We start from the raw sequence: 20,574 nt of genomic DNA on the forward strand, positions 1-20,574 counted from the left end.
GTTGTCGTCACTCTCCCCCACTCTCGACTTCGCTCGAGCGGGAGGGGCCCCCATCGCTCCGCGTCGACTCCCTCCTCCGCCTTGCAGCTGCACGCTCCCCACGCTCGGCTTCGCTCGCGCGGGGGGACCCCCATGGCCCCGCTCACCTGCGCTGACAAGGCGGCGTTCCTTGGAGCCGGCCTGATCCGCCGGACAGGCCCTGGCGCGCCAGGGGCGTACTCGCGCACCATGGGCCGTATGAGGACCGCTGCCGTTTGGATCACCGTCGTGTCGTACGAGAACGTCGACGGCCGCCCGACCCCCCTGGCCGCCGTTCGGGCTTGACTGCGGGATCGTGGGATCGACTGGATGCCGTTCTCCGTGGAGCACGAGGTGCGGTTCGCTCTCGCGTGCGGGCCTGGGGAAGACGGCCGGTGGCGGGGGTGGTTCCGGGTCGAGGTGGCCGCGGAGGCGTTGTGGCGGCTCGGGTTGCATCCGAGTCAGCCGTCGGCCGTCGTCCACGGATCCTCGCCGCCCGGGTGGTGGCACGCCGCCGGCGAGCGGTACGCCCTCGCGCCTCACGCGGACTGACGGGGGCCGGACTCCTCGTCGGCGGGCCCTTCCCGTGGACCGACGCCCGGCGTCGGCGAGGAGACGGTGACCACGCGTCGCCGGACACCGCCTCTCCCTGCCGTACGGCGGCCCGGTACCGGCAGCAACCACCACGCCGACGCCACGGCGAGTACCGCGCCGACCGCGATCGCCGCGAGCCGGGTGGGCAGGAGGGCTGTCGCGTCCTGGCCGAACCAGCCGAGGAGGAGGGAGAAGGCGGTGGTCATTCCGGCCGCCCAGTAGGCGTAGTTGAGGGGGCGCAGCCACAGGGCGATCGCCAGGACCGTGAACATCAGGGCGATCGAGGTGCGGCCGGTGACCCCGGCCTGGGTGACCCCGGCCGCCAGCAGGGTGCCCGCGCAGGCTCCCGCGAGGCGCTCGATCCCCTTGCGTACGACGTCTGTTCGGCCGCGGTTGCCGCTCGCGGCGACGTACGCCGTCAGGACCGCCCACGGCCAGTGGTCGTCGAAGAGGAGCCGGCCGACAACGAAGGCGACCGCGATCGAGGCGGCCATCTGCAGGGCCATACGGGTACTCGGGCGAGGGCGGAGGCGGGACGGGCGACGGGGCGGCGGCTCGGGATCCGGGCGCCAGGGGCCGTACCGGTCGCCCAGTCCCTGCACCAGCCACACACAGCACACCGCCGCCACCCCGGTCAGTGCCGCCCATCCCCAACTCACCAGTCCGCTCTGCGCCTTGGGCGGCAGCGCCGGGCCCGGGACGACCAGGAGGGCGACGAACGGCAGGGTCATCAGGGTGCCCGCCTTCGTGGCGGCACGGCCGTAGCGGCGGATCCAGATCGGCACCGACATCCCGGCCGTGAAGACCGCCGCACCGACGGCGTAGTGCGCGCCGATGAGTCGGCCCACGAGGATCGAGACGGCCGCCGTCGCGGGCAGCAGGGCGAGGGCGGTGAGACGGCGGCGGGTGTCCGCGGTGCGCTGGGTTCCGGCCAGGGTGAGGGTCAGAGCGACCGCGAGGACGAGGACGTCGGCGTGCAGCCCGGCGGCCGACTCCAGCCGGAGGGCGAGGGTCCAGCAGAGCAGTACGGCGGCCATCGTGAGGGCAGCTTCGTACGCATTGCGTATCAGTTTGGCGGCCACCATCTGAGAGTACGGGGGGAGTTGGAGTTGCGGTAGTAAGAGTTCGCGTACGATCTTCGTCATGGAATCGATGAGCGCAGCGGACCCCGAGGATCGCCTCCCCTCCGCCGCCCGCATCCGTCGCGGCATCATGCGGCTGAACCGGCGGCTTCGGCAGGAGCGCGGTGACGGCTGTCTCTCCGCGAACCAGTTGGAGGTACTCGGGCATCTGCACCGGCACGGGTCCGCCACCCCTGGCGAGGTCGCGGCGGCGCTGCGGCAGCGGCCGCAGTCGCTGACCCGGGTCTTCGCCGAACTGGAGGCGGAGGGGCTGGTGGGGCGCGAGGCCGGGAGCGTGGACCGGCGGCAGTCGGTGCTGTCACTCACGGCCTCGGGGCGGCTGGCGCTGGAGCGGGACATGGCCGAGCGGGACGCCTGGCTGGCGGGGGCGTTGGCGTCCTTGAGCGCGACGGAGCGCGGGGTGCTGGAGCTCGCCGCGGAGGTGATGGAACGGCTCGCCGACGCGGAGACGGCTGGCTGAATCGCGCCCCTTGTGCGGGAGTTCACAGGGTTCCCATAATCCTTCAACAGATTTGACCAGCCCATGTCAGAACTTGGGCTTTTCTTTGATGCCCATGCTTGGCATGAACTCGTCAGAGCCACCCCCCACTCTGGAAGGCATCACCTTGACGAAACTCCTCACGACCCTCAAGAGATGTCTGGCGGTCGGAGCCGCCGCACTCGCGATCGCCAGCCTCCAGCCCCTCTCGGCCGCTCAGGCCGCGCCCTCGCCCGTCATCGGCGGCAGCCGTGCCGCGCAGGGCGAGTTCCCGTTCATGGTGCGGCTCTCGATGGGCTGCGGCGGGGCGCTGTACACCCAGCAGATCGTGCTCACCGCCGCGCACTGCGTGAACGGCACAGGCGCGAACACCGGCATCACCGCCACCGCGGGGGTCGTCGACCTCCAGTCCACCACCGGGCGGGTGCAGGTCAAGTCGACGTACGTCTACCGGGCGCCCGGCTACAACGGCAACGGCAAGGACTGGGCGCTCATCAAGCTCGCCGCGCCCATCAACCTGCCCACGCTGAAGATCGCCACGACGACTCAGTACAACACCGGTACCTTCACCGTCGCGGGCTGGGGCGCGGCCGTCGAGGGCGGCGCTCAGCAGCGCTATCTGCTCAAGGCGACCGTGCCGTTCGTGAGCGACGCGACCTGCCGTACGTACAGCGGGTACAGCGGGCTGGTCGCCAGCGACGAGATCTGTGCCGGGTACGCGTCGGGCGGGGTCGACACCTGCCAGGGGGACTCGGGCGGACCGATGTTCCGCCGGGACTCGGCGAACGCGTGGATCCAGGTCGGCATCGTGAGCTGGGGCATAGGGTGCGCGCAGCCGAACGCGCCCGGGGTCTACAGCGAGGTCTCCACGTTCGCGTCGGCGATCGCTTCGGCGGCCGCGTCGCTGTGAGGTGAGGGGCCCGTCCCGTCCCTGGGGGCTGCGCCCCCAGACCCCCATCGGCCCGAAGGGCCTCGTCCTCAAACGCCGGACGGGCTACAAATAGCCCCTCCGGCGTTTGAGGAGCGGGGGCACGGGGGCGGAGCCCCCGAAGGACGGGACGGGTAGGGGCGGCGGGGGCGAAAGAAGATCCTCAGAACCCCCCACCACCGAAGTCCCCTCCGCCACCCCCAAAGTCGCCCCCACCCCCGAAGTCACCGAAATCCCCGGAGTCGAAGTCCGCGCCGGACAGGTCGCCGCCCTCGTAGCCGCCGCCGAAGTCGCCGTATCCGGAGCCGTAGTCGGCCGCGTAAGCGGGCCCGGCCATCATGCTGCCGAGCATCGTGCCGACCAGCAGCCCGGGCAGGATGCCGCCGCCGAAGTAGCCGCCCGCCCAGGGACCGTAGGCCGGGCCGGCGTCCCAGTACGGGCGGCGGCCATCGGCCGTGTCGACCTCGCGCATCACCGGGTCCCGGCCGTCGGCCAGACGGGTCGCGTCGGCCGCGCAGACCGGCACCTCGCGCGGGGCACCGCCCGGCGGCGTCCAGGCGGCGTCGGTGACGGAGGGACCGTGGCGGGGGTCGAAGAAGCAGGGCACCCGGCGTTCGGGCAGCGGCCGGTGCTCGCGGCGGGCGGCGAGCTGGGCGAGGGAGAAGCGGCCGTCCTCCAGGGACTGGGAGACCGCCCGCACGTCCTCGGGCTTCGTCGCGGCCGCCATGAACGACTTCGCCTGCTCGTAGGCGTCGAGCGCCCGCTCGTAGTCCGCGCGCATCGCGTCGTCGGCCCCCGCCTCGGCCGGGTGGAAGTCCAGGCGGTCCAGTTCCTCGCCGAACGCCGTGATGTCCTCGTCCACCACCACCCGCAGCTTCTCCAGCGCGGCCCGCTGCTCCTCCGCGTGCCGACGCCGGCTGCGCCGCACGAGCGTGTACGCCCCCGCGCCGCCCGCCACCAGCACGGCACCAACGGTGATCAGTGCGGCGGTCGGCACTCCGTTGTCGTCGTCGCCGGAGCTCCAGGTGGAGGGGGCCGAGCCGCCCATGTTGGTCAGGGCGCTGACGGTGACGTCGCTCAGCTGGGCCCTGGTGTCCTCGCCCCGGTAGGTGGTGACGAGGTTCCGCACGGCCGAGCGCGGCAGGACCGAGGAGTCGGCCCGGGCGTCGAAGGAGTCACCGAGACGGATCGCGTACAGGCCGGTGATGCCGGTGGCGGTGCGCAGCTTCGTGAAGAGGTCCGCTCGCGGGTAGGAGGCGGGCAGCACGACGAGGAAGAGCGGCCTGTCGGCGTTCTCGATCTGTTGCGCGAGGACGTCTGCGTCCGCGGAGGACAGCTGGTCCGACGCGGCCGGGTCGATGTAGACGGGGTTCTTGCGGAGCGCCTCGCCGATCGCCGAGACGCTCGTCGTCGCCGAGGCGGGCCAGGCGCCCGTCGACAGGACGGCCAGGGCCGCGACCACCAGGGCCAGAAGCAGCCCCGGGAGGCTTCGGGTCGGTACTACGGCCTGCACGCTGGCCTTCATACTTCGACGCTACCCGAAGCCTCCCGGAACCGGCCCCTCAGGCGGCCCGGTAGGCCACCGTCAGCTTCGCCACCGCCTCTGCGTAGTGGCCGGTCAGCAGGAGGTGATCGGCGTCGGCGAAGGGCGCGGCGACGGCGGCCGTCATGTTCAGGGTCTTCTCCTGGACGATCAGCCGGGCCTTCTCGACGAGCGCGCGACCCGTCCCGTCGGCCCCCGCCCGCTCGGCCGCCTTCGCGGCGAGGCCGAGCGCCTGCAGTGTCTTCGCCCCGCCGTCGGGGACCTTGGTGAGTGTGGTCAGGCCCCAGCCGTACGGGAACTGCGGGTCGTACGCCGGGTCGCCGACGTTGATCGGCAGCTGGGCCTCCGACTTCGGCCAGGTGACGGGCAGTTGGCCGGTGAAGGCGCGCCTGCCGTACAGGACGTCCGCGACCCCGTCGCCCTCGGTACCCGGCAGCCAGGACGCGACCAGGGCGTCGATCCCGCCGAGCCGGTCGCCGATGAGCTGCGGTCGCCCGGAGACGATCAGCACCGCGCACTTCATGGCCGCGCACACCTTGTCGACGGCGGCCTGGTCGGCGGCGGACAGCGCCAGGTCGTTGCCGTTGCCGACGTCTCCGACGCCCTCGGCGTACGGTGTCTCGCCGACGACGACCACGCCGACGTCGTAGCCGGTGGTCGGGGCGGAGGCGTCCTTGGAGTACGTCAGCGCCGGGGAGTTCTTGCGCATCGCCTCCAGGATCGTCGTACCCGGGGTGATGGCGCCGGACGAGCCCTGCCAGGTGACGGTCCAGCCGCCGCTCTGGTTGCCGATGTCGTCGGCGTTGGACCCGGCGACGTACACCTTCTGCGACTTCTTCAGCGGCAGCAGCCCGGCACTGTTCTTCAGCAGGACCTGCGACTCGGCGGCCGCCTCGCGGGCCACGGCCCGGTGCCTGGCGGAACCGATGGCCGGGGCGCCGCTCGTGTCGGCGTACGGCTTCTCGAAGAGCCCGAGCCTGAACTTCTGCGCGAGGATGCGGGATACGGCGTCGTCGACCCGCTTCTCGCTGACGCGCCCGGCCCGCACCTCCGCCACCAGCGCGGTGTGGAAGTCCTTGTAGGCGTACGGGGCCATGACCATGTCGACCCCGGCGTTGACGGAGGTCCGGACGTCGCTCGCGTAGTCGCCGGGGATCTGGTCGATGCCGTCCCAGTCGCTGATGACGAACCCGTCGAAGCCGAGCTTCTTCTTGAGGACCCCGTTGATCATGTCGCCGCGGGCGTGCATCTTCACCGGGCCGAGGCCGTCGCCGACGATGTCGAGCGAGGAGTACGACGGCATGACCGTGCCGACGCCACGGTCGACCGCGCTCTTGTACGGCGCCAGGTGGACGGCGTCGAGCTGCTGCCGGGTGACGGTGGTGACGCCCTGGTCGATCGTGTAGGTGCCGGTGGTGGAGGAGCCGTACGCGGTGCCGCCGTCGCCGACGAAGTGCTTGGCGGTGGCGAGGACCTTGTCGTCGTCCTTCAAGTCCCGTCCGTCGCGGGCGCCTTGGAGACCCTGGATGACGGTCTCCATGGACTCGACGAGGGCCGGGTCCTCGCCGAAGGACTCGTAGGAACGTCCCCAGCGTTCGTCACGGGTGACGCAGAGGCAGGGCGCGAAGTCCCAGGGGACGCCGGTGGCACGGACCTCGGCGGCGGTCACCGCGCCTGTCCGCTCGGCGAGTTGGGGGTCCCGGGTGGCGCCGATGCCGATGTTGTGCGGCATCACGGTGGCGCCGACCAGGTTGTTGTGGCCGTGGACGGCGTCGACTCCGTAGATGAGGGGGATCTGGAACCGGGTTGCCTGCGCCCGGAGTTGGAAGGAGTCGATCATCTTCGCCCAGGCCTCGGCGGTGTTGGGCGTGGGAGTGGAACCGCCGCCGGAGAGCAGCGAACCGAGGTCGTAGGCGGCGATGTCGCCTCCGGTGCCGACGGCTCCGCGTTCGGCCTGGGTCATCTGGCCGGCCTTCTCCGCGAGGCTCATCCGGGAGAGGAGGTCGGCGACGCGCCGCTTCACGGGAAGCTTGCTGTTCAGATACGGCAGCCCGTGCGCGTCGATGACGACCTGCGGGGTCTCGGCCGGGGCCTTGGCGCCGGTGACGGTGAGCTTGAGGGGGACGGTCTCGGCGTTCTCCGCCGCCTTGCCGTCGAGGGTGCGGATCCGGACCGCCTGTGTGGTGCCGGAGGCCGTGCCCGCGGGGAAGGTGAGGGTGCCGGAGACCGGGGTGTAGTCCTTGCCAGGGTCGGCGGTACCGGTGGCCGACGTCTCGTAGGCGACGGTCACGGGCTCGTCGAGCGGGGCGGAGCCGGTGGTGGCGACGGTGACCTCGACGGTGGCGGTCCTGCCCTGCGCGACCGGGTAGACGGCGGCGTCGGTGGTGACGTTCGCACGCAGCGACTGGTCGGCCCTGCCGTACAACTCGACGCCGTCCATGGCGAATTGACCGGGAGCGCCGACGGGGAGGGTGACGGCGTACCCCCACATCTCCGTCAGTCCCAGGACGTGGTCGATGCCGCCGACGGGCTGGTAGTCGGTGCGGTACGCGAAGTCGGTGAAGGGGATCTCGACCTGTTTCCAGCCCGTCCAATCGTCGGTGAAGGAGGTCGTCCACAGCTCGGAGGCCTCGCCGTTGGCGCCGCCGTCCTTGAGTTCGAAGGCGACCTTCTTGCCGTTGTTCTGGCCTTCCCACCAGAAGCGGATGCCCTTGTGGGCGGACCAGTCGTGGGCGGGCCCGGCGGCGGCGTAGTCGTGGGTGAAGCCGCCGTAGCCGCTGATGTCGTAGGTGCCGGCGAGGACCTTCGCGCCCTCGGGGGCGTCATCTCTCGTGGCGAGTGCGAGAGTTGGCGGGTCGTCGTTGTCGCTGCCCCAGGTGAAGATGCCCTCGGCGGGCTGGGAGGCGAAGGGGACCTCGCCCTCGAAGCGGTCGACGGGGACGGGGACCGGCGGCGCATCGTCGGCAGCCTGCGCCTGGGCGGACACCAGCGGCAGCAGTGCCGCCAGGAGTGTGGCCGAGGCGAGCAGGGCGGTTCTTCGTACGGAACGCATGGAGCTTCCCCCTTGGCTCTCGTAATCCACTCGTGACTTACCTCACGCCGTGAGTTAACTGGCGGCCCACAGGACCGTCAAGACGGCCCGCCGCCCCGGAACTCACACCAGACGACTTTGCCCGGATCCCGTTCACGGACGCCCCAGTCGTCGGCCAGCGCGGCGACGAGGAGGAGGCCGCGACCTCGTTCAGCACCCACGGACGGGTGCGCGGGGTGGATCTCGCCGGGGCCGCTGTCGTGGACCTCGACGCGGAGGACTCCGTCGGTGGCGAGGGTCAGGGCGAGCTGAAAGCAGCGGCTCGGCGGGACGCCGTGCAGGAGGGCGTTGGTGGCGAGTTCGCTCACGCAGAGCAGCACGTCGTCGCTCCGCTGAGTGAGCCCCCAATCGGCGAGGGTGATGCGGGTGAGATCTCTGGCCACGGCTACTGACCTGCGGTCGCGGGGATACAGGGCGGTGCGGGCGTGGAGGAGTTGGGGTTGGCTGTTCACGGGGTGACTGTCACAGGCGGTGACTATGGTGGGGCAGTGAGTGAGGTCGTAGTTCTGATTACTACGAGCCCACTACGAGGGGTCGGGGCGCGGACGGGGGAAGAGGTTGGCCATGTCGAAGAAGGTCGGTTCCTGGCAGGTGGTCGGCGCGCTCGTGGCGCACTATCGGAAGCACGCCCGTCTGACACAGGAACAGTTCGCCGAGGCGGCGAGCGTTCACGTCGACACGGTGGGGTCGATCGAGCAGGGGCGACTGGCCCTCCAGCCGGACCGGGCGGAACAGTTCGACGAACTGCTCTGCACGAAGGGCGCGTTGGCGTTGCTCGTGGAGCGGATGCCGGTGCGGGAGAAGGTGGTGCAGTTCGCGCAGTCGTTGGTGGATCATGAGCAGGAGGCCGTCGGGATCCTGTCGTACCAGAGTCTGGCGGTGCCCGGGCTCCTCCAAACCCGCGACTACTGCCGGGCCGTCTTCGGCTTCCGGTACCCGGCCATCGGCACGGAGACTTCCGAGCAGTGGGTGAACGCCCGCATGGAACGGCAGTTGGTCTTCGAGCGGGAGCGGCCTCCCGTGTGCCACTTCGTCATCGAGGAGAGCGTCCTGCGGCGGGAGGTCGGCGGTTCCGAGGTGATGCGAGAGCAGTTCCGCCAGATTTTGGAGTACACCGAGCCGGTCCACATGAGCTTCCAGATCATGCCGATGGATCGGGCGCCGCACGCCTGTCTCGACGGTCCCATGGTGCTGCTCGAAACTCCCGAACACGAGCGCCTGATCTACCTGGAAGTCCAGCGCGCCAGCTTTCTCGTCGATGATCCAGACGAGGTCAGCGACTATCACCTCCAGTATGGAATGCTGCGGTCACAGGCCCTCTCACCGGACGAGAGCGTGCGCTTCCTGCACGGATTGCTAGGAGACCGATGAGCACCACACGCCAGTGGTTCAAGTCCAGCTACAGCGGCAGCCAGGGCGGCGACTGCATCGAGCTCGCCACCGAGCCGTCCGCCGTCCACGTCCGCGACTCCAAGAACACCGGGCCCAACTTCACCGTGACGCCGGGCACTTGGGCCGCGTTCCTGGGGTTCGCGACAAGTCCGCCCGACGCAGTTGTAGGACCGCAATAGGACCGGTGCACAACGGTGGTCGCCACGCGCCCCGGACCGATGGTGTGCTCGGTGCACCGGGGTGAGGGGGACGGCGATGAGACGGTGTGTCATCGCGATGGTCGGAGTGGCCGTCGGGACAGGGCTGTTGAGTGGCTGTGAGGCGATCGATGCGCCGCTGGCCGCCGTGCAGATGAGGGCGGACGGGGCGCCGTACGCGTTGATCCGGCCCTGCGGGGACGACCGCGTGCAGGGGCTGTCGCTCACGGGCACCAAGGCCAAGGACGGTTCGGGGCCGAACCTCTCCGGCTGGCGGGTGCCCGACACGGTGCAACCCGGCGACGCGGACTTCCCGCTCTTCTCACCCCTGGCTGGCTGGCACGCGCGTCCGGCCGGGACCCGGACGCCCGTGGCCGACTACACGTACCAACTCGGCTTCATGAAGGGCGAGTACAACTACGAGTACAGCGTCACCCTGACATTCCGTGCGGCCGACCTGGCCAAGCTGAAACCCGGGCAGGTCTGGGCCGACGACCGCGCGATGAGCCTCGGCGAGTTCGAGGAGCTCGCCGAGGACTCGTGCTGAGCCGGGGAGTTACTCGGCGGGCTCGACGCCGGCGCGCAGGAGGCCGTAGGTGTACGCGTCCTCCAGGGCCTGCCAGGACGCGGCGATGACGTTCTCCGCGACGCCCACCGTCGACCACTCCCCTGTGCCGTCCGATGTGGAGATCAGGACGCGGGTCGTGGACTGCGTGCCGTGCACGCCTTCCAGGATGCGGACCTTGTAGTCGACGAGGTCGAGCTTGGCGAGCTGGGGGTAGATCTTCTCGAGGGCCACGCGCAGGGTCCGGTCCAGGGCGTTGACCGGGCCGTTGCCCTCCGCCGTGGCGACGATGCGCTCGCCCTTGGCGAAGAGCTTGACCGTGGCCTCGTTGGCGTGGGTGCCGTCGGGTCGGTCCTCGACGATCGCGCGCCAGGACTCGACCGAGAAGTACGTGAGGGGCCTGCCCTCGACCTCGCCCCGCAGCAGCAGTTCGAACGAGGCGTCCGCGGCCTCGTAGGTGTACCCCCGGAGCTCGCGTTCCTTCACGCGCTCCACGACCCGGCCGACCAACTCGCGGTCGCCGCCCAGGTCGATGCCGAGTTCCTTGCCCTTGAGCTCGATCGACGCGCGGCCCGCCATGTCGGAGACCAGCATCCGCATGGTGTTGCCGACCTGCTCGGGGTCGATGTGCTGGTAGAGGTCCGGGTCGACCTTGATCGCGGAGGCGTGCAGGCCCGCCTTGTGGGCGAAGGCGGAGACGCCGACGTAGGGCTGGTGGGTGGAGGGGGTGAGGTTGACGACCTCGGCGATGGCGTGGGAGATGCGGGTCATCTCGCGCAGCTTGCCGTCGGGGAGGACCTTCTTGCCGTACTTGAGTTCCAGGGCGGCGACCACCGGGAAGAGGTTGGCGTTGCCGACCCGCTCGCCGTAGCCGTTCGCCGTGCACTGCACGTGGGTCGCGCCCGCGTCGACGGCGGCCAGGGTGTTGGCGACCGCGCAGCCCGTGTCGTCCTGGGTGTGGATGCCGAGCCGGGCGCCGGTGTCGGCGAGGACGGTGGAGACCACGGCCTGGATCTGCGCCGGGAGCATGCCGCCGTTGGTGTCGCAGAGGATGACGACGGAGGCGCCGGCCTCGGACGCGGTCCGTACGACGGCCTTCGCGTACTCGGGGTTGGCGCGGTAGCCGTCGAAGAAGTGCTCGCAGTCGACGAAGACGCGGCGGCCCTGCGAGGCCAGGAAGGACACCGAGTCGCGGACCATCTCCAGGTTCTCGTCCAGGGTCGTCCTGAGCGCCAGCTCCACATGGCGGTCGTGCGACTTGGCGACCAGGGTGATCACCTCGGCGCCCGAGTCCAGGAGGGCCTTGACCTGCGGGTCCTCGGACGCCTTGCCGCCCGCGCGACGGGTCGCGCCGAAGGCCACGAGCTGGGCGTGCTTGAAGTCGATCTCCTGGCGGGCGCGGGCGAAGAACTCGGTGTCCCGCGGGTTGGCGCCGGGCCAGCCGCCCTCGATGAAGCCCACGCCGAAGTCGTCCAGGTGCCGTGCGATGGCCAGCTTGTCCGCGACGGTGAGGTTGATGCCCTCACGCTGAGCGCCGTCGCGCAGGGTGGTGTCGAAGACGTGGAACTGATCGTCGAGCTCGCTGGGTGCGGTCATGGTCTCAAGGCTCCTGGGTATTGGATCTCGGTCGTACCGGAATGACCGGCTCCACCGCCTCCACATACTCCCTCGCGCTCTCGCTTCTGGCTGTGGGTGGGCCAGAAAAGCGAAAAACCCCTCGCGGGTGCGAGAGGTCTGCGCGCGGGTCGAAGACGACGGTGTCCGCCCGTACCTGGTCGTACGTGGCGGTCACTGCGGACCGGCGCGCCTGCTGCCAATAATCGTGGCGAACGAGAGCACGGGGGAAGTCTGGCACAGACCGCCCCCGTGCTCACCCTCCGTCTCAGGATGCGAGCACTGTGCTGGTCATCGCAGTCACCGCAGTCGGTGCAGGAAGCCGTCGCCGATGCCGTTGGTGTCGCCGGGGACGAGGTCGGGCGAGGTCGAGAAGAAGGACAGCAGACGTCCGTCGCGGGCGAACGCGCCGGGTGCCGAATACCCCTCGGTCAGCGGTTCACCTCCGAGGGTGCGGGTGACGAGCTGGTTCCGGCCGGTCCTGAGATCGCGCACCCACACGTTGTCGTACGTCGTCTCGTCCTCCTTCACGGTCTCGGTCTGGTAGGCCAGCCGACGGCCGTCGGGGCTGAGGACACCGGCGCCCAGTCCGCCCTCGCCCTCGTGGGTGACCCACCGGGTCTTCCCCGTGCGGCTGTCGTACAGGTACAGCTCCCAGGTGTACTGCGGCGGCCCGGGGACCACGGACTCGTCGAAGGAGGAGTACGACACGAAGCGGCCGTCGGCGGAGAGGGACGCGCCGCCCGGGGAGCCGTTGGTGGGTGTGCCGTCGGACGCGGCGTTCACCAGTTGCTGCTCGCCGGTGCGCAGATCGGCGAGCCACAGCTCGTGGCGCCCGCCTCGCGGATGACGCTGGACATACGCGAGACGGCTGCCGTCGGCGCTCAGTTCGAGGCCGGAGACATACCAGTCCGCCGGGATGTGGTCGCTGATCCTCTTGGCCGTGCCGGTGCGCCGGTCCAGGACGTACGCGAGGTTCTGGTTCTTCGCGTCCCCCTCCATGCGCTGCGAGGAGCCGTCGAAGGCGATGTACCGGCCGTCGGCGGACATGTCGAGGTTGTCGAACACCCCGGCGGTGCCGCCGTCCGCGCCGACGCTGACCCGTTCCGTACTCCCGGTGTGGCGGTCGTACACGTACACGTCGCGGGGATGCGCGGGCGGCTCGGCCCAGTCGACGAGGTTGGTGGCCGAGGAGGTGAAGGCGACGTACCGGCCGTCGGCGCTGATCTCCGCGTAGGAGCTGGAGCCGTCGGCCTGCGTTCCGTCCGCGGCCACGTTGATCCGCTCGACGGTGCCCTTCCTCAGGTCCCGGACGAACACGTCCGACTGCCCGTTGGTGTCATCGGGGACCACCCCGGAGTCGTCCGAGACGAAGACCGCGTAACGTCCGTCGGCGCTGAGCCCCGAGATGCTGGTCCCCCGCTGGAGCTGCGCCCCGGTCGACGACAGAGTGATCCGCTCGGTCGCGGGCGGCGGCGCGGCGTTGGCGTTGGCGTTGGCGTTGGCGTTGGCGTTGGCGTTGGCGGACAGGGTGATCAGGCCCGTGGTGAGGGCCAGGGCGAGCGCGAAGGCCCGCTTGTTCCTGTGCATGGTCGTTCCCCCGTGGTAGGTACTGCTTGTCATTGCACTGTCCGCAGGAACACGTCCGCCACCCCGTTGGTGTCCCCCTCCACCAGATCGGGTGACGCCGACTCGAACGAGACGACCGTGCCGTCGGCGTTGACGGAAGGGTGCCCGGCCGGGAGGTCGTTTCGGCCACCCCGGCGGTCCACGCTGACCAACTGGCTTTTCCCGGTGGCGAGTTCGAGCAGATACACGGAACGGCCCGAGGTGTAGGCGAGAGCCGTGCCGGTTCCGGCGAGCGAGGGCTGGGTGCCCCTGACCCGGTGCGTGGCGCCGGTGTCGAGGTCGCGGACCACGGCGTAACTCCCCTGCTGGTAGGCGACCTTGCGGCCGTCCGCGCTGAGTGAGGGCGCCTTCGCGTGCTCGCCGACCTTCTCCAGGGCTCCGGTGTCCAGGTCGCGGACGTAGACGTCGCCGCCCTGCTCGAAGGCGATGTACCGGGCGTCGTAGTTGACCGACGGGTTGCCCGCCGCCCCGCCCGTGGGAGCACTGACCAGGTCGGTGCCGCCGCCGTTGAACCTGAAGCGATAGATCTGGGGTTGCGGATCCGGGTCGGCGGCGGTGGCGGGCAGGGTCGCCACGTAGGTGAGCCACTGGCAGGTGGGGTCCACCACGGGCTGTCCCATGCGGGTGAAGCGGACGCCCTGGTAGGAGCCGAGACTGGTGAGCTTGCCGACCGAGCGGTTGCGGACGTGGATGCCCGGGCCGCCGTCGGATGCGAGTGGGGCCGCGTAGCCGACCATGCGTCCGCTGTAGCAGGGCGATCCCTCGGACGACGGCTTCTGCGTACTGTCGTTGACCTCGGAGATGCCGCCCGACGCGTTGACGAACACGTCACCGTCCGAGGTGAAGGAGACGACCTTGTCCTGCCCCATCACCGGGTCGTACGACGCCGCGGACCGCTGCTGCCCGTCCCGCGTCACGCTGATCCGCTCGGTGACGGACGGCATCGGGGCCGGGTTCCTGCGCAGTTCCCCGGAGAAGACGAACACGTCCGTCTCCGCGTTGGTGTCGCCCGGCACCAGGTGGGACTCGCGCGCGCCGAAGGCCACCGTGCGCCCCTTGTCGGCCAGGCCGGCGTCCATCACCGTGGCGGACCACGGAAGGGCGGCGCCTCGCAGCCCGGTCCGCAGATCGCGCACCCGTTGGCCGTCCTCGCCCGAGACGACGGCGTACCGGCCGTCCGCCGTGGCGGCGGAGGCGGTTCCGTCGGCCACGCGCCGCGATGTGCCCGTGCGCAGGTCGTGGACGTACACCCCGCTGTCGGCGTTGAGGAGGACGCGGCGGCCGTCCGCGGTGATGCGGATCAGGCTGGCGACACCGAGGTCCGCGTCGACCTGGGTCCGCCTGCCCGTGGTCCGGTCCTTGACGTAGACGTCGAGGGGATCGACCTCGCTGTCACTGCGGATGCCGTAGGCGACCCGTTTCCCGTCGCCGCTCACCGAGGCGCCTGCCTTCTGGCCCTCCTCGGCCGGTGAGACCAGTTCGTCGGTTCCGGTGGCCGTGTCCCGGACGTACAGCAGCCGGGTGTTCTGCGGTGCGTTGCGGTTGCCGATGGTGTACGCGACATGTGTGCCGTCCGGGCTCATCGACTCGGTGTGGCCCAACTCGTTGAAGCCGGGCGGGTCCTGCGGCCACAGCTTCTCCGCACGGCCGGTGGCACGGTCGTACAGGTAGGGGGCCATGAACCGGCTGCCCGCGGAGACGGCGATACGGCTGCCGTCGGCGCTCGGCGTCGGCGAGCTGTACAGGTAGCCGCCGCCGAGGTCGATCCTGGTGACCCCGCCGTCGGCCACGTCCTTCACCAGCAGACACGGCGTGTAGTGCTCGCAGCCGAAGCTCGGCGCGGTGGACACGAACGCGACGTGGCGGCCGTCGGCGCTGATGCCCGCGTAGTCCGACGCACCGTCGGCCTGGCTGCCGTCGGCGGCGGTGCTCACGCGCTGGGTGCGGGACTCCTTGGGTCCGGCGGCCTGCGCCTGAGCGGTGGTACCGGCCAGGGCGAGGACAACTGCCGTTCCCAGCAGGGCCCTTGAGACGCGGGACATCAGCGGGACCTCCGCTGGAAGACGTCGTTCGCCACGGCCCCGCCGGAGCCGCCGTCGGCGGTGGCGCTGACGCGGTGGGCGTGGACGAGTGGTGCGGCCGTTGCACTGGTTCCGGTGAACGCTACGAGCAGGACTCTGCCTGACAGACATGCTGCGGCTCTGGACATGTTCCCCCCTGTGGTCCCCGTTGACGCACTGCCCCCGGCCCCGCGCCGAGGGCTCCCAACGAGGCAAACGCACCACCGACCACAGGGTCAATCGGTCCTATTGCGTACAACCCGGGCGACAGATCACGCGTCCGCGAGGAGACACCCGGTCGGCAACTCCCTTACGTGGCCGAGAATCATCCCCCCGCGCACACGTCACCCCGGCTCCAGCCCCGGCAGGAACTCGCTGGCGCCGAACGCCGGTTTCAGGTCGGTGAACCAGGTCGCGCCCTCGTCGTAGGCCGCGAAGAACGGGCGGTCGACCAGGGACGGGTCGCGGGCCTGGATCAGGTGCAGGACGAAGACCTTCTCGCCGGCGATCTCGGCGACGCCGTCCACGCACACCTTGCCCGGCATCGCCGACATGACCGGACCGCGGACCGTGCGGGCGAGGCCGGAGACGCGGGAGTAGGCGTCGCGGAAGATCTCGTGGCCGCGGGCCAGCGGGACGCCGAAGTAGCCCTGGGGGCCGGTGTCCCGCTCGACGAACTGGTAGTACGGCACCGCCCCCAGCGTGGTCGTCTCCTCCCACAGCTCGGCCCAGGCCTCGGCGCTGTCGTTGATACCGGCCACCAGCGGCCCCTGGCAGCGGATCACGGCACCGGTGTCGCGGACCCGGCGCATGGCCTGCCGTACGACGGCGGGGCGCAGTTCCCGCGGATGCGTGAAGTGGGCCATCAGGGCGAGATGACGGCCGCTCGCCACGACCTTCTCGAAGAGCCGCAGGAGGTCGTCGGCGTCGCGGTCGCGGGTGAAGCGGTACGGCCAGAACGCGAGGGACTTGGTGCCGATCCGGATCGAGCGGACCGTGTCGATCTCCAGCAGCGGCTCGACGTACCGGCGCAGCACCTCGGTGCTCATCACCAGCGGGTCGCCGCCGGTGATGAGGGCGCTGGCGACCTCGGGATGGGCGCGCAGATACGACGACGTGGTCCCGATGTCGTCGGTGGCGATGCGCAGTTCGGCCTCACCGACGAACTGGGGCCAGCGGAAGCAGTACGTGCAGTAGGCGTGGCAGGTCTGGCCCTGACGCGGGAAGACCAGCACCGTCTCGGGGTACTTGTGCTGGAGCCCGGTCAGCCGCTCCCCCTCGTGCACGGGGACGTTCGCGTCGAGCTGGCCCGAGGGGTGCGGGTTGAGCTTCATCCGGATCTCGTGGGCCGCGCGGAGTACCTCGGACCTGGGTGCCTCCCCGGCCAGCAGGTCCTTCATGCGGCGCAGTTCGGGGGCGGGCAGCATCCCCTTCTGGGGGAAGGTCAGCCGGAAGATCGGGTCGTCGGGTGCCGCCGTCCAGTCGATGAGCTCGTCGAGCACATAGGTGTTCGTACGGAACGGCAGGACCGCCGACACCGCACGCAGGGCGAGCCGTTGATCGGCTGTCAGGGAGACTCGCTGGAGCAGTCCGTCCAGGTCACGGGGTGTGAAGGCGCGGAAGCGGGGGCTCTCCGGAGAGGGAGCGAGATGGTGCGTTGAACTCATGGAGCCAGGGCCCTCTATTCCGTGATCAGGACCGGCGGCCGCAACTCGACGAAGGCGGTCGCCGACGCATCGTACTTCTCCGCGAAGTGCTGGATGAGCCGCGTGTGCAGCTCGCTCTCGTCGTCGACGACGAACACCTGGTGCCCCTGGGTGATCGTCAGGGCCTCGCTGTACGCGGAGAGTTCGTCGAGGCGGTGGCGGGCCAGGTAGGTGACGAGGTCGGGGGCGGAGACGTACAGACAGTCGTCGAGCGAGACGAACCGGCAGGTGAACTGCCGCCGCGCGGCGGCCGAGTCGACGAGGGTGACCGGCAGATGGGTGAACCGTTCCATCGGTCTGCTCTGCTGCCACAGTTCGTCGAACCGCTGCTCGACGAAGGTGCCGAGCGGCGAGCGCACCGCGACCTCCAGCTGGACGCCCTCCCCGGACAGCCGGCCCACGGTGAGGAAGGAGACCAGGCACCGCTCGTCCCAGCGGTAGAGCGTCACCCCGGGCGTGGTGGAGCACAGCCGTACTTCGAGGAACTGGCGGGAGCTGTCGTCGAGACGCTGGGCGAACCGGTGGAGGGTGCGCAGGTTGCGCAGGATGTCCCGGCGGATGTCGGCACTGTGCTCGCCGAGCTCCCGGCCGCGCAGCATCACGGCGAGGGAGTCCGGGTCGAGGAGCAGGATCTGCACCCGGGCCCCGTGACCGGTGGCCGCCTTGATCCCGCGGAAGAGGCGCTCGGAGAACTGCGGGCCGAAGAGGTTGGAGAAGGTGTCGAGGACCTTGACGTTGGAGGTGGCGCCGTAGACCTGGGCGCTGAACCACTCGTAGTCCAGCCGGGTGTGCTCGCGGACCCGGCCCTCCTGGGCGCGCGAGATCAGCGGGCCGATCACGAACACGGTGATGACGACGCCGACGATGTCGGTGCCCAGGTTGAGGGTGAGGTTCTCGCCGTAGTTGTCCATGCGCGAGGCGAACCACAGCAGCAGGCCCGCGCAGGCCGCCAGCAGCACCAGGACGGTGAGGCTCTGCGGTCGGCGCGGGGTGCGTAACGTGCGGGCCAGCCAGCGCAGCCGGGGTATCGGCGAGCGTCCGTTCACCCCTGTTCCCCCTGATGTGTGTGCGCGGGGAACGCACGCTCCCCCGCGGAATCAGTGGATACCCGCGCGGGGGAGGCGATACGCGTCGAACGGACGGTCGGTGCGAGGTACGACGTGCGACGTGCGGGCGAGGGGGCAGCCGGCGGCCGGAAAGCGTCGGCCGGACAGCAGCCGGTTCAGCCCAGCTTGTGCATCCAGCCGTGCTTGTCCTCGGCGGTGCCGCGCTGGATGTCCAGGAGGGCCTGACGGAGCTTCAGCGTGACCTCGCCGGGCTCACCCCCGGACTGCCGCCACTCGGCGCCCGCGCGCTTGACCGTGCCGACCGGGGTGATCACGGCCGCCGTACCGCAGGCGAAGACCTCGGTGAGGGTGCCGTTCTCGGAGTCGCGCTGCCACTGCTCGACGGAGACACGGCTCTCCTCGGACCCGTAACCGAGGTCGCGGGCGACGGCGAGCAGGGAGTCGCGGGTGACGCCCTCCAGGATCGAGCCGGTGAGGGTGGGCGTGACGATCCGGTCGCCGTACACGAAGTACAGGTTCATGCCGCCGAGTTCCTCGACCCAGGTGTGCTCGACCGCGTCGAGGTAGCAGACCTGGTCGCAGCCCTTGGCGGCGGCCTCGGCCTGGGCGAGGAGGGACGCGGCGTAGTTGCCGCCGGTCTTCGCGTCGCCCATGCCGCCGGGGACGGCGCGGACGCGGTCCTCGGAGAGCCAGATGGAGACCGGCTTGACGCCCCCGGGGAAGTAGGCGCCGGCCGGGGAGGCGATGACCATGAAGAGGTACTCGTTGGCCGGCTTGACGCCGAGGCCGACCTCGGTGGCGATCATGAAGGGGCGCAGGTACAGGGACTCCTCGCCACCGTGCGCCGGGACCCAGTCCTGGTCCTGCTGCACCAGGACGTCGCAGGCCTCGATGAACGTCTCGACGGGCAGCTCGGGCATGCCGAGCCGGTGCGCGGACCGCTGGAAGCGCTCGGCGTTCTTCTCGGGCCGGAAGGTGGCGACGGTGCCGTCGGGCTGGCGGTACGCCTTGAGGCCCTCGAAGATCTCCTGCGCGTAGTGCAGGACCATGGTGGCGGGGTCGAGGGAGATCGGCGCGTACGGGACGAGCTGGCCGTCGTGCCAGCCGCGGCCCTCGGTCCACTTGATGACCACCATGTGGTCGGTGAAGTGGCGGCCGAACCCGGGGTTGGCCAGGATCGCCTCGCGTTCCGCGTCGGAAAGTGGCGAGGCCGAGGGCTTGAGCTCGATCGTGGGCGTCGTCATGAGTGGTTGTCCTTCACCGGTTGTGTAGTGACGGGCCGCGCTCACGCCCTTTTACTGTCAGTGACCAGTGTTAGGACGTCCGAGCATTCCCTCATTCCGCGGCTCCGCGTTCGATTATCGCAAGCGGGGGCCGAGGAAGAAAACGGCGTGAAATGCGACCCAGGGGATGATGGTGACACCCGGCGGGGGACATGCGAAAGCCGCCGGGTGCGAGTGACCCGGCGGCTTCGAATGCTTTTCGAATGGCCTGCCCGGTCAGCCGGCTACTCGTACGGCCAGCGCGTCGCCGATCTCCGACGTGCTGCGGGCGGGCTTGCCGGTGCGCTCGGCGAGGTCGACGGAGACCGCCTCGTCGATGCGGGCGGCCTCGGCGTCGTAGCCGAGGTGGCGCAGGAGCAGGGCGACGGACAGCACCGTGGCGGTGGGGTCGGCCTTGCCCTGGCCGGCGATGTCCGGGGCCGAGCCGTGGACGGGCTCGAACATGGACGGGAACTCGCCGGCGGGGTTGATGTTGCCGCTCGCGGCGACACCGATGCCGCCGGAGACGGCCGCGGCGAGGTCGGTGATGATGTCGCCGAAGAGGTTGTCGGTGACGATCACGTCGAAGCGGGCCGGGTCGGTGACCAGGTAGATGGTCGCCGCGTCCACGTGGATGTAGTCGGTGGTGACCTCGGGGAAGTCCGCGGCCACCTTGTTGAAGGTGTTCGTCCACAGGTGTCCGGCGAAGGTCAGCACGTTGTTCTTGTGGACCAGCGTGAGCTTCTTGCGCGGACGGGCCTGGGCACGGGCGAAGGCGTCGCGGACCACGCGCTCGACACCGAAGGCCGTGTTCACGGAGACCTCGGTGGCGACCTCGTGCTCGGTGCCCTTGCGGATGGTGCCGCCGTTGCCGGTGTACGGGCCCTCGGTGCCCTCGCGGACGACCACGAAGTCGATGGCCGGCTCGCCCTTGAGGGGCGTCTCGACACCGGGGAGGAGCTTCGACGGACGCAGGTTGACGTGGTGGTCGAAGGCGAACCGGAGCTTGAGCAGGAAGCCGCGCTCCAGGACACCGGACGGGACCGACGGGTCGCCGATGGCGCCGAGCAGGATCGCGTCGTGCTGCTTCAGCGCGTCGAGGTCCGCTTCGGTGAGGGTCTCACCGGTGGCGTGGTAGCGCTGGGCCCCGAAGTCGTAGTCCTTGGTCTCCAGCTTCACATCCTGCGGAAGGACGGCGGAGAGCACCTTCAGGCCTTCGGCCACGACCTCCTGGCCGATGCCGTCACCGGGAATCACTGCGAGATTGATGCTGCGAGACATGCGGGAA

The 20,574-nt window shown here is 70.3% G+C and carries 18 protein-coding genes; 6 read left to right on the forward strand and 12 right to left on the reverse strand.

Annotated elements, in window-relative coordinates:
* The first annotated feature begins 348 nt into the window (after positions 1 to 348).
* The gene (locus tag ACFYRX_RS38185; protein WP_389110385.1) at positions 349 to 570 is read left to right on the forward strand and encodes a hypothetical protein; all 222 of its coding nucleotides are present in this window, start codon (positions 349 to 351) and stop codon (positions 568 to 570) included.
* On the opposite strand, the gene ACFYRX_RS38190 is transcribed toward ACFYRX_RS38185, so the two are convergent.
* Positions 558 to 1,757: an FUSC family protein gene (locus ACFYRX_RS38190; RefSeq protein ID WP_389110388.1), complete on the reverse strand. Its 1,200-nt coding sequence runs from the start codon at positions 1,755 to 1,757 to the stop codon at positions 558 to 560. The two genes, ACFYRX_RS38185 and ACFYRX_RS38190, sit on opposite strands and share 13 nt — an antisense overlap.
* On the opposite strand from ACFYRX_RS38190, the gene ACFYRX_RS38195 reads away from it, so the two are divergent.
* Positions 1,756 to 2,214, forward strand: coding sequence for a MarR family winged helix-turn-helix transcriptional regulator (locus ACFYRX_RS38195; protein WP_389110391.1), 459 nt, complete (start codon positions 1,756 to 1,758; stop codon positions 2,212 to 2,214). The genes ACFYRX_RS38190 and ACFYRX_RS38195 overlap by 2 nt on opposite strands.
* 145 nt (positions 2,215 to 2,359) lie before the next feature.
* Positions 2,360 to 3,142, forward strand: a complete 783-nt coding sequence (locus ACFYRX_RS38200; RefSeq protein ID WP_389110392.1) for a serine protease — start codon at positions 2,360 to 2,362, stop codon at positions 3,140 to 3,142.
* A gap of 181 nt (positions 3,143 to 3,323) precedes the next feature.
* On the opposite strand, the gene ACFYRX_RS38205 is transcribed toward ACFYRX_RS38200, so the two are convergent.
* From ACFYRX_RS38205 to ACFYRX_RS38215, 3 genes are all read right to left on the reverse strand, one after another.
* Positions 3,324 to 4,685 carry a hypothetical protein gene (locus tag ACFYRX_RS38205; protein ID WP_389110395.1) on the reverse strand — a complete coding sequence of 454 codons (1,362 nt, stop codon included), beginning with the start codon at positions 4,683 to 4,685 and terminating at the stop codon, positions 3,324 to 3,326.
* A gap of 37 nt (positions 4,686 to 4,722) precedes the next feature.
* Positions 4,723 to 7,755 (reverse strand): glycoside hydrolase family 3 N-terminal domain-containing protein, encoded by a 3,033-nt coding sequence (locus ACFYRX_RS38210; RefSeq protein WP_389110398.1) that lies wholly within the window; start codon positions 7,753 to 7,755, stop codon positions 4,723 to 4,725.
* A gap of 77 nt (positions 7,756 to 7,832) precedes the next feature.
* On the reverse strand, positions 7,833 to 8,246 hold the full coding sequence (locus ACFYRX_RS38215; protein WP_389110400.1) for an ATP-binding protein: 414 nt from the start codon (positions 8,244 to 8,246) through the stop codon (positions 7,833 to 7,835).
* Positions 8,247 to 8,358: 112 nt separating this feature from the next.
* On the opposite strand from ACFYRX_RS38215, the gene ACFYRX_RS38220 reads away from it, so the two are divergent.
* The 3 genes from ACFYRX_RS38220 (at position 8,359) to ACFYRX_RS38230 (ending at position 9,930) form a co-directional block, all read left to right on the forward strand.
* Positions 8,359 to 9,165 (forward strand): helix-turn-helix domain-containing protein, encoded by an 807-nt coding sequence (locus tag ACFYRX_RS38220; protein WP_389110403.1) that lies wholly within the window; start codon positions 8,359 to 8,361, stop codon positions 9,163 to 9,165.
* On the forward strand, positions 9,162 to 9,365 hold the full coding sequence (locus ACFYRX_RS38225; RefSeq protein WP_389110405.1) for a DUF397 domain-containing protein: 204 nt from the start codon (positions 9,162 to 9,164) through the stop codon (positions 9,363 to 9,365). The genes ACFYRX_RS38220 and ACFYRX_RS38225 overlap by 4 nt, the downstream gene beginning before the upstream one ends.
* 76 nt (positions 9,366 to 9,441) lie before the next feature.
* Positions 9,442 to 9,930 carry a hypothetical protein gene (locus tag ACFYRX_RS38230; protein WP_389110408.1) on the forward strand — a complete coding sequence of 163 codons (489 nt, stop codon included), beginning with the start codon at positions 9,442 to 9,444 and terminating at the stop codon, positions 9,928 to 9,930.
* 9 nt (positions 9,931 to 9,939) lie between these two features.
* Here ACFYRX_RS38230 and cimA read toward each other — a convergent pair whose 3' ends face one another.
* The 8 genes from cimA to ACFYRX_RS38270 all read right to left on the reverse strand — a co-directional run bounded on the left by cimA (position 9,940) and on the right by ACFYRX_RS38270 (position 20,567).
* Complete coding sequence (gene cimA, locus ACFYRX_RS38235) at positions 9,940 to 11,544, reverse strand: citramalate synthase (RefSeq protein WP_389110410.1); 1,605 nt, start codon at positions 11,542 to 11,544, stop codon at positions 9,940 to 9,942.
* Positions 11,545 to 11,862: 318 nt separating this feature from the next.
* A complete protein-coding gene (locus ACFYRX_RS38240) occupies positions 11,863 to 13,152 on the reverse strand; it encodes a TolB family protein (protein WP_389110413.1) in 1,290 nt (429 codons plus the stop codon).
* A gap of 29 nt (positions 13,153 to 13,181) precedes the next feature.
* A complete protein-coding gene (locus tag ACFYRX_RS38245; protein WP_389110416.1) occupies positions 13,182 to 15,233 on the reverse strand; it encodes a TolB family protein in 2,052 nt (683 codons plus the stop codon).
* Positions 15,233 to 15,400 carry a hypothetical protein gene (locus ACFYRX_RS38250; RefSeq protein ID WP_389110419.1) on the reverse strand — a complete coding sequence of 56 codons (168 nt, stop codon included), beginning with the start codon at positions 15,398 to 15,400 and terminating at the stop codon, positions 15,233 to 15,235. Before ACFYRX_RS38250 ends, ACFYRX_RS38245 begins: the two co-directional genes overlap by 1 nt.
* A 195-nt stretch (positions 15,401 to 15,595) precedes the next feature.
* Positions 15,596 to 16,918, reverse strand: coding sequence for a KamA family radical SAM protein (locus tag ACFYRX_RS38255; RefSeq protein ID WP_389110421.1), 1,323 nt, complete (start codon positions 16,916 to 16,918; stop codon positions 15,596 to 15,598).
* Between the two features lie 14 nt (positions 16,919 to 16,932).
* Complete coding sequence (locus ACFYRX_RS38260; RefSeq protein ID WP_389110424.1) at positions 16,933 to 18,003, reverse strand: DUF5919 domain-containing protein; 1,071 nt, start codon at positions 18,001 to 18,003, stop codon at positions 16,933 to 16,935.
* A gap of 176 nt (positions 18,004 to 18,179) precedes the next feature.
* A complete protein-coding gene (locus ACFYRX_RS38265; protein WP_389110427.1) occupies positions 18,180 to 19,268 on the reverse strand; it encodes a branched-chain amino acid aminotransferase in 1,089 nt (362 codons plus the stop codon).
* A 255-nt stretch (positions 19,269 to 19,523) separates the two neighbouring features.
* Complete coding sequence (locus ACFYRX_RS38270; protein WP_389110430.1) at positions 19,524 to 20,567, reverse strand: 3-isopropylmalate dehydrogenase; 1,044 nt, start codon at positions 20,565 to 20,567, stop codon at positions 19,524 to 19,526.
* Positions 20,568 to 20,574 lie beyond the last annotated feature (7 nt).

The organism is Streptomyces sp. NPDC005374 (genome assembly GCF_042872225.1).
In the GTDB taxonomy this organism is placed as follows: Bacteria; Actinomycetota; Actinomycetes; order Streptomycetales; family Streptomycetaceae; genus Streptomyces.

Excerpts from the sequence above, each read along its gene's own strand:
- ACFYRX_RS38185 (WP_389110385.1), top strand. The coding sequence starts at position 349 with ATGCCGTTCTCCGTGGAGCACGAGGTGCGGTTCGCTCTCGCGTGCGGG.
- ACFYRX_RS38195 (WP_389110391.1), top strand. The coding sequence starts at position 1,756 with ATGGAATCGATGAGCGCAGCGGACCCCGAGGATCGCCTCCCCTCCGCC.
- ACFYRX_RS38190 (WP_389110388.1), bottom strand. The coding sequence starts at position 1,757 with ATGACGAAGATCGTACGCGAACTCTTACTACCGCAACTCCAACTCCCC.
- ACFYRX_RS38205 (WP_389110395.1), bottom strand. The coding sequence starts at position 4,685 with ATGAAGGCCAGCGTGCAGGCCGTAGTACCGACCCGAAGCCTCCCGGGG.
- ACFYRX_RS38210 (WP_389110398.1), bottom strand. The coding sequence starts at position 7,755 with ATGCGTTCCGTACGAAGAACCGCCCTGCTCGCCTCGGCCACACTCCTG.
- ACFYRX_RS38220 (WP_389110403.1), top strand. The coding sequence starts at position 8,359 with ATGTCGAAGAAGGTCGGTTCCTGGCAGGTGGTCGGCGCGCTCGTGGCG.
- ACFYRX_RS38225 (WP_389110405.1), top strand. The coding sequence starts at position 9,162 with ATGAGCACCACACGCCAGTGGTTCAAGTCCAGCTACAGCGGCAGCCAG.
- ACFYRX_RS38230 (WP_389110408.1), top strand. The coding sequence starts at position 9,442 with ATGAGACGGTGTGTCATCGCGATGGTCGGAGTGGCCGTCGGGACAGGG.
- cimA (WP_389110410.1), bottom strand. The coding sequence starts at position 11,544 with ATGACCGCACCCAGCGAGCTCGACGATCAGTTCCACGTCTTCGACACC.
- ACFYRX_RS38240 (WP_389110413.1), bottom strand. The coding sequence starts at position 13,152 with ATGCACAGGAACAAGCGGGCCTTCGCGCTCGCCCTGGCCCTCACCACG.
- ACFYRX_RS38245 (WP_389110416.1), bottom strand. The coding sequence starts at position 15,233 with ATGTCCCGCGTCTCAAGGGCCCTGCTGGGAACGGCAGTTGTCCTCGCC.
- ACFYRX_RS38250 (WP_389110419.1), bottom strand. The coding sequence starts at position 15,400 with ATGTCCAGAGCCGCAGCATGTCTGTCAGGCAGAGTCCTGCTCGTAGCG.
- ACFYRX_RS38255 (WP_389110421.1), bottom strand. The coding sequence starts at position 16,918 with ATGAGTTCAACGCACCATCTCGCTCCCTCTCCGGAGAGCCCCCGCTTC.
- ACFYRX_RS38265 (WP_389110427.1), bottom strand. The coding sequence starts at position 19,268 with ATGACGACGCCCACGATCGAGCTCAAGCCCTCGGCCTCGCCACTTTCC.
- ACFYRX_RS38270 (WP_389110430.1), bottom strand. The coding sequence starts at position 20,567 with ATGTCTCGCAGCATCAATCTCGCAGTGATTCCCGGTGACGGCATCGGC.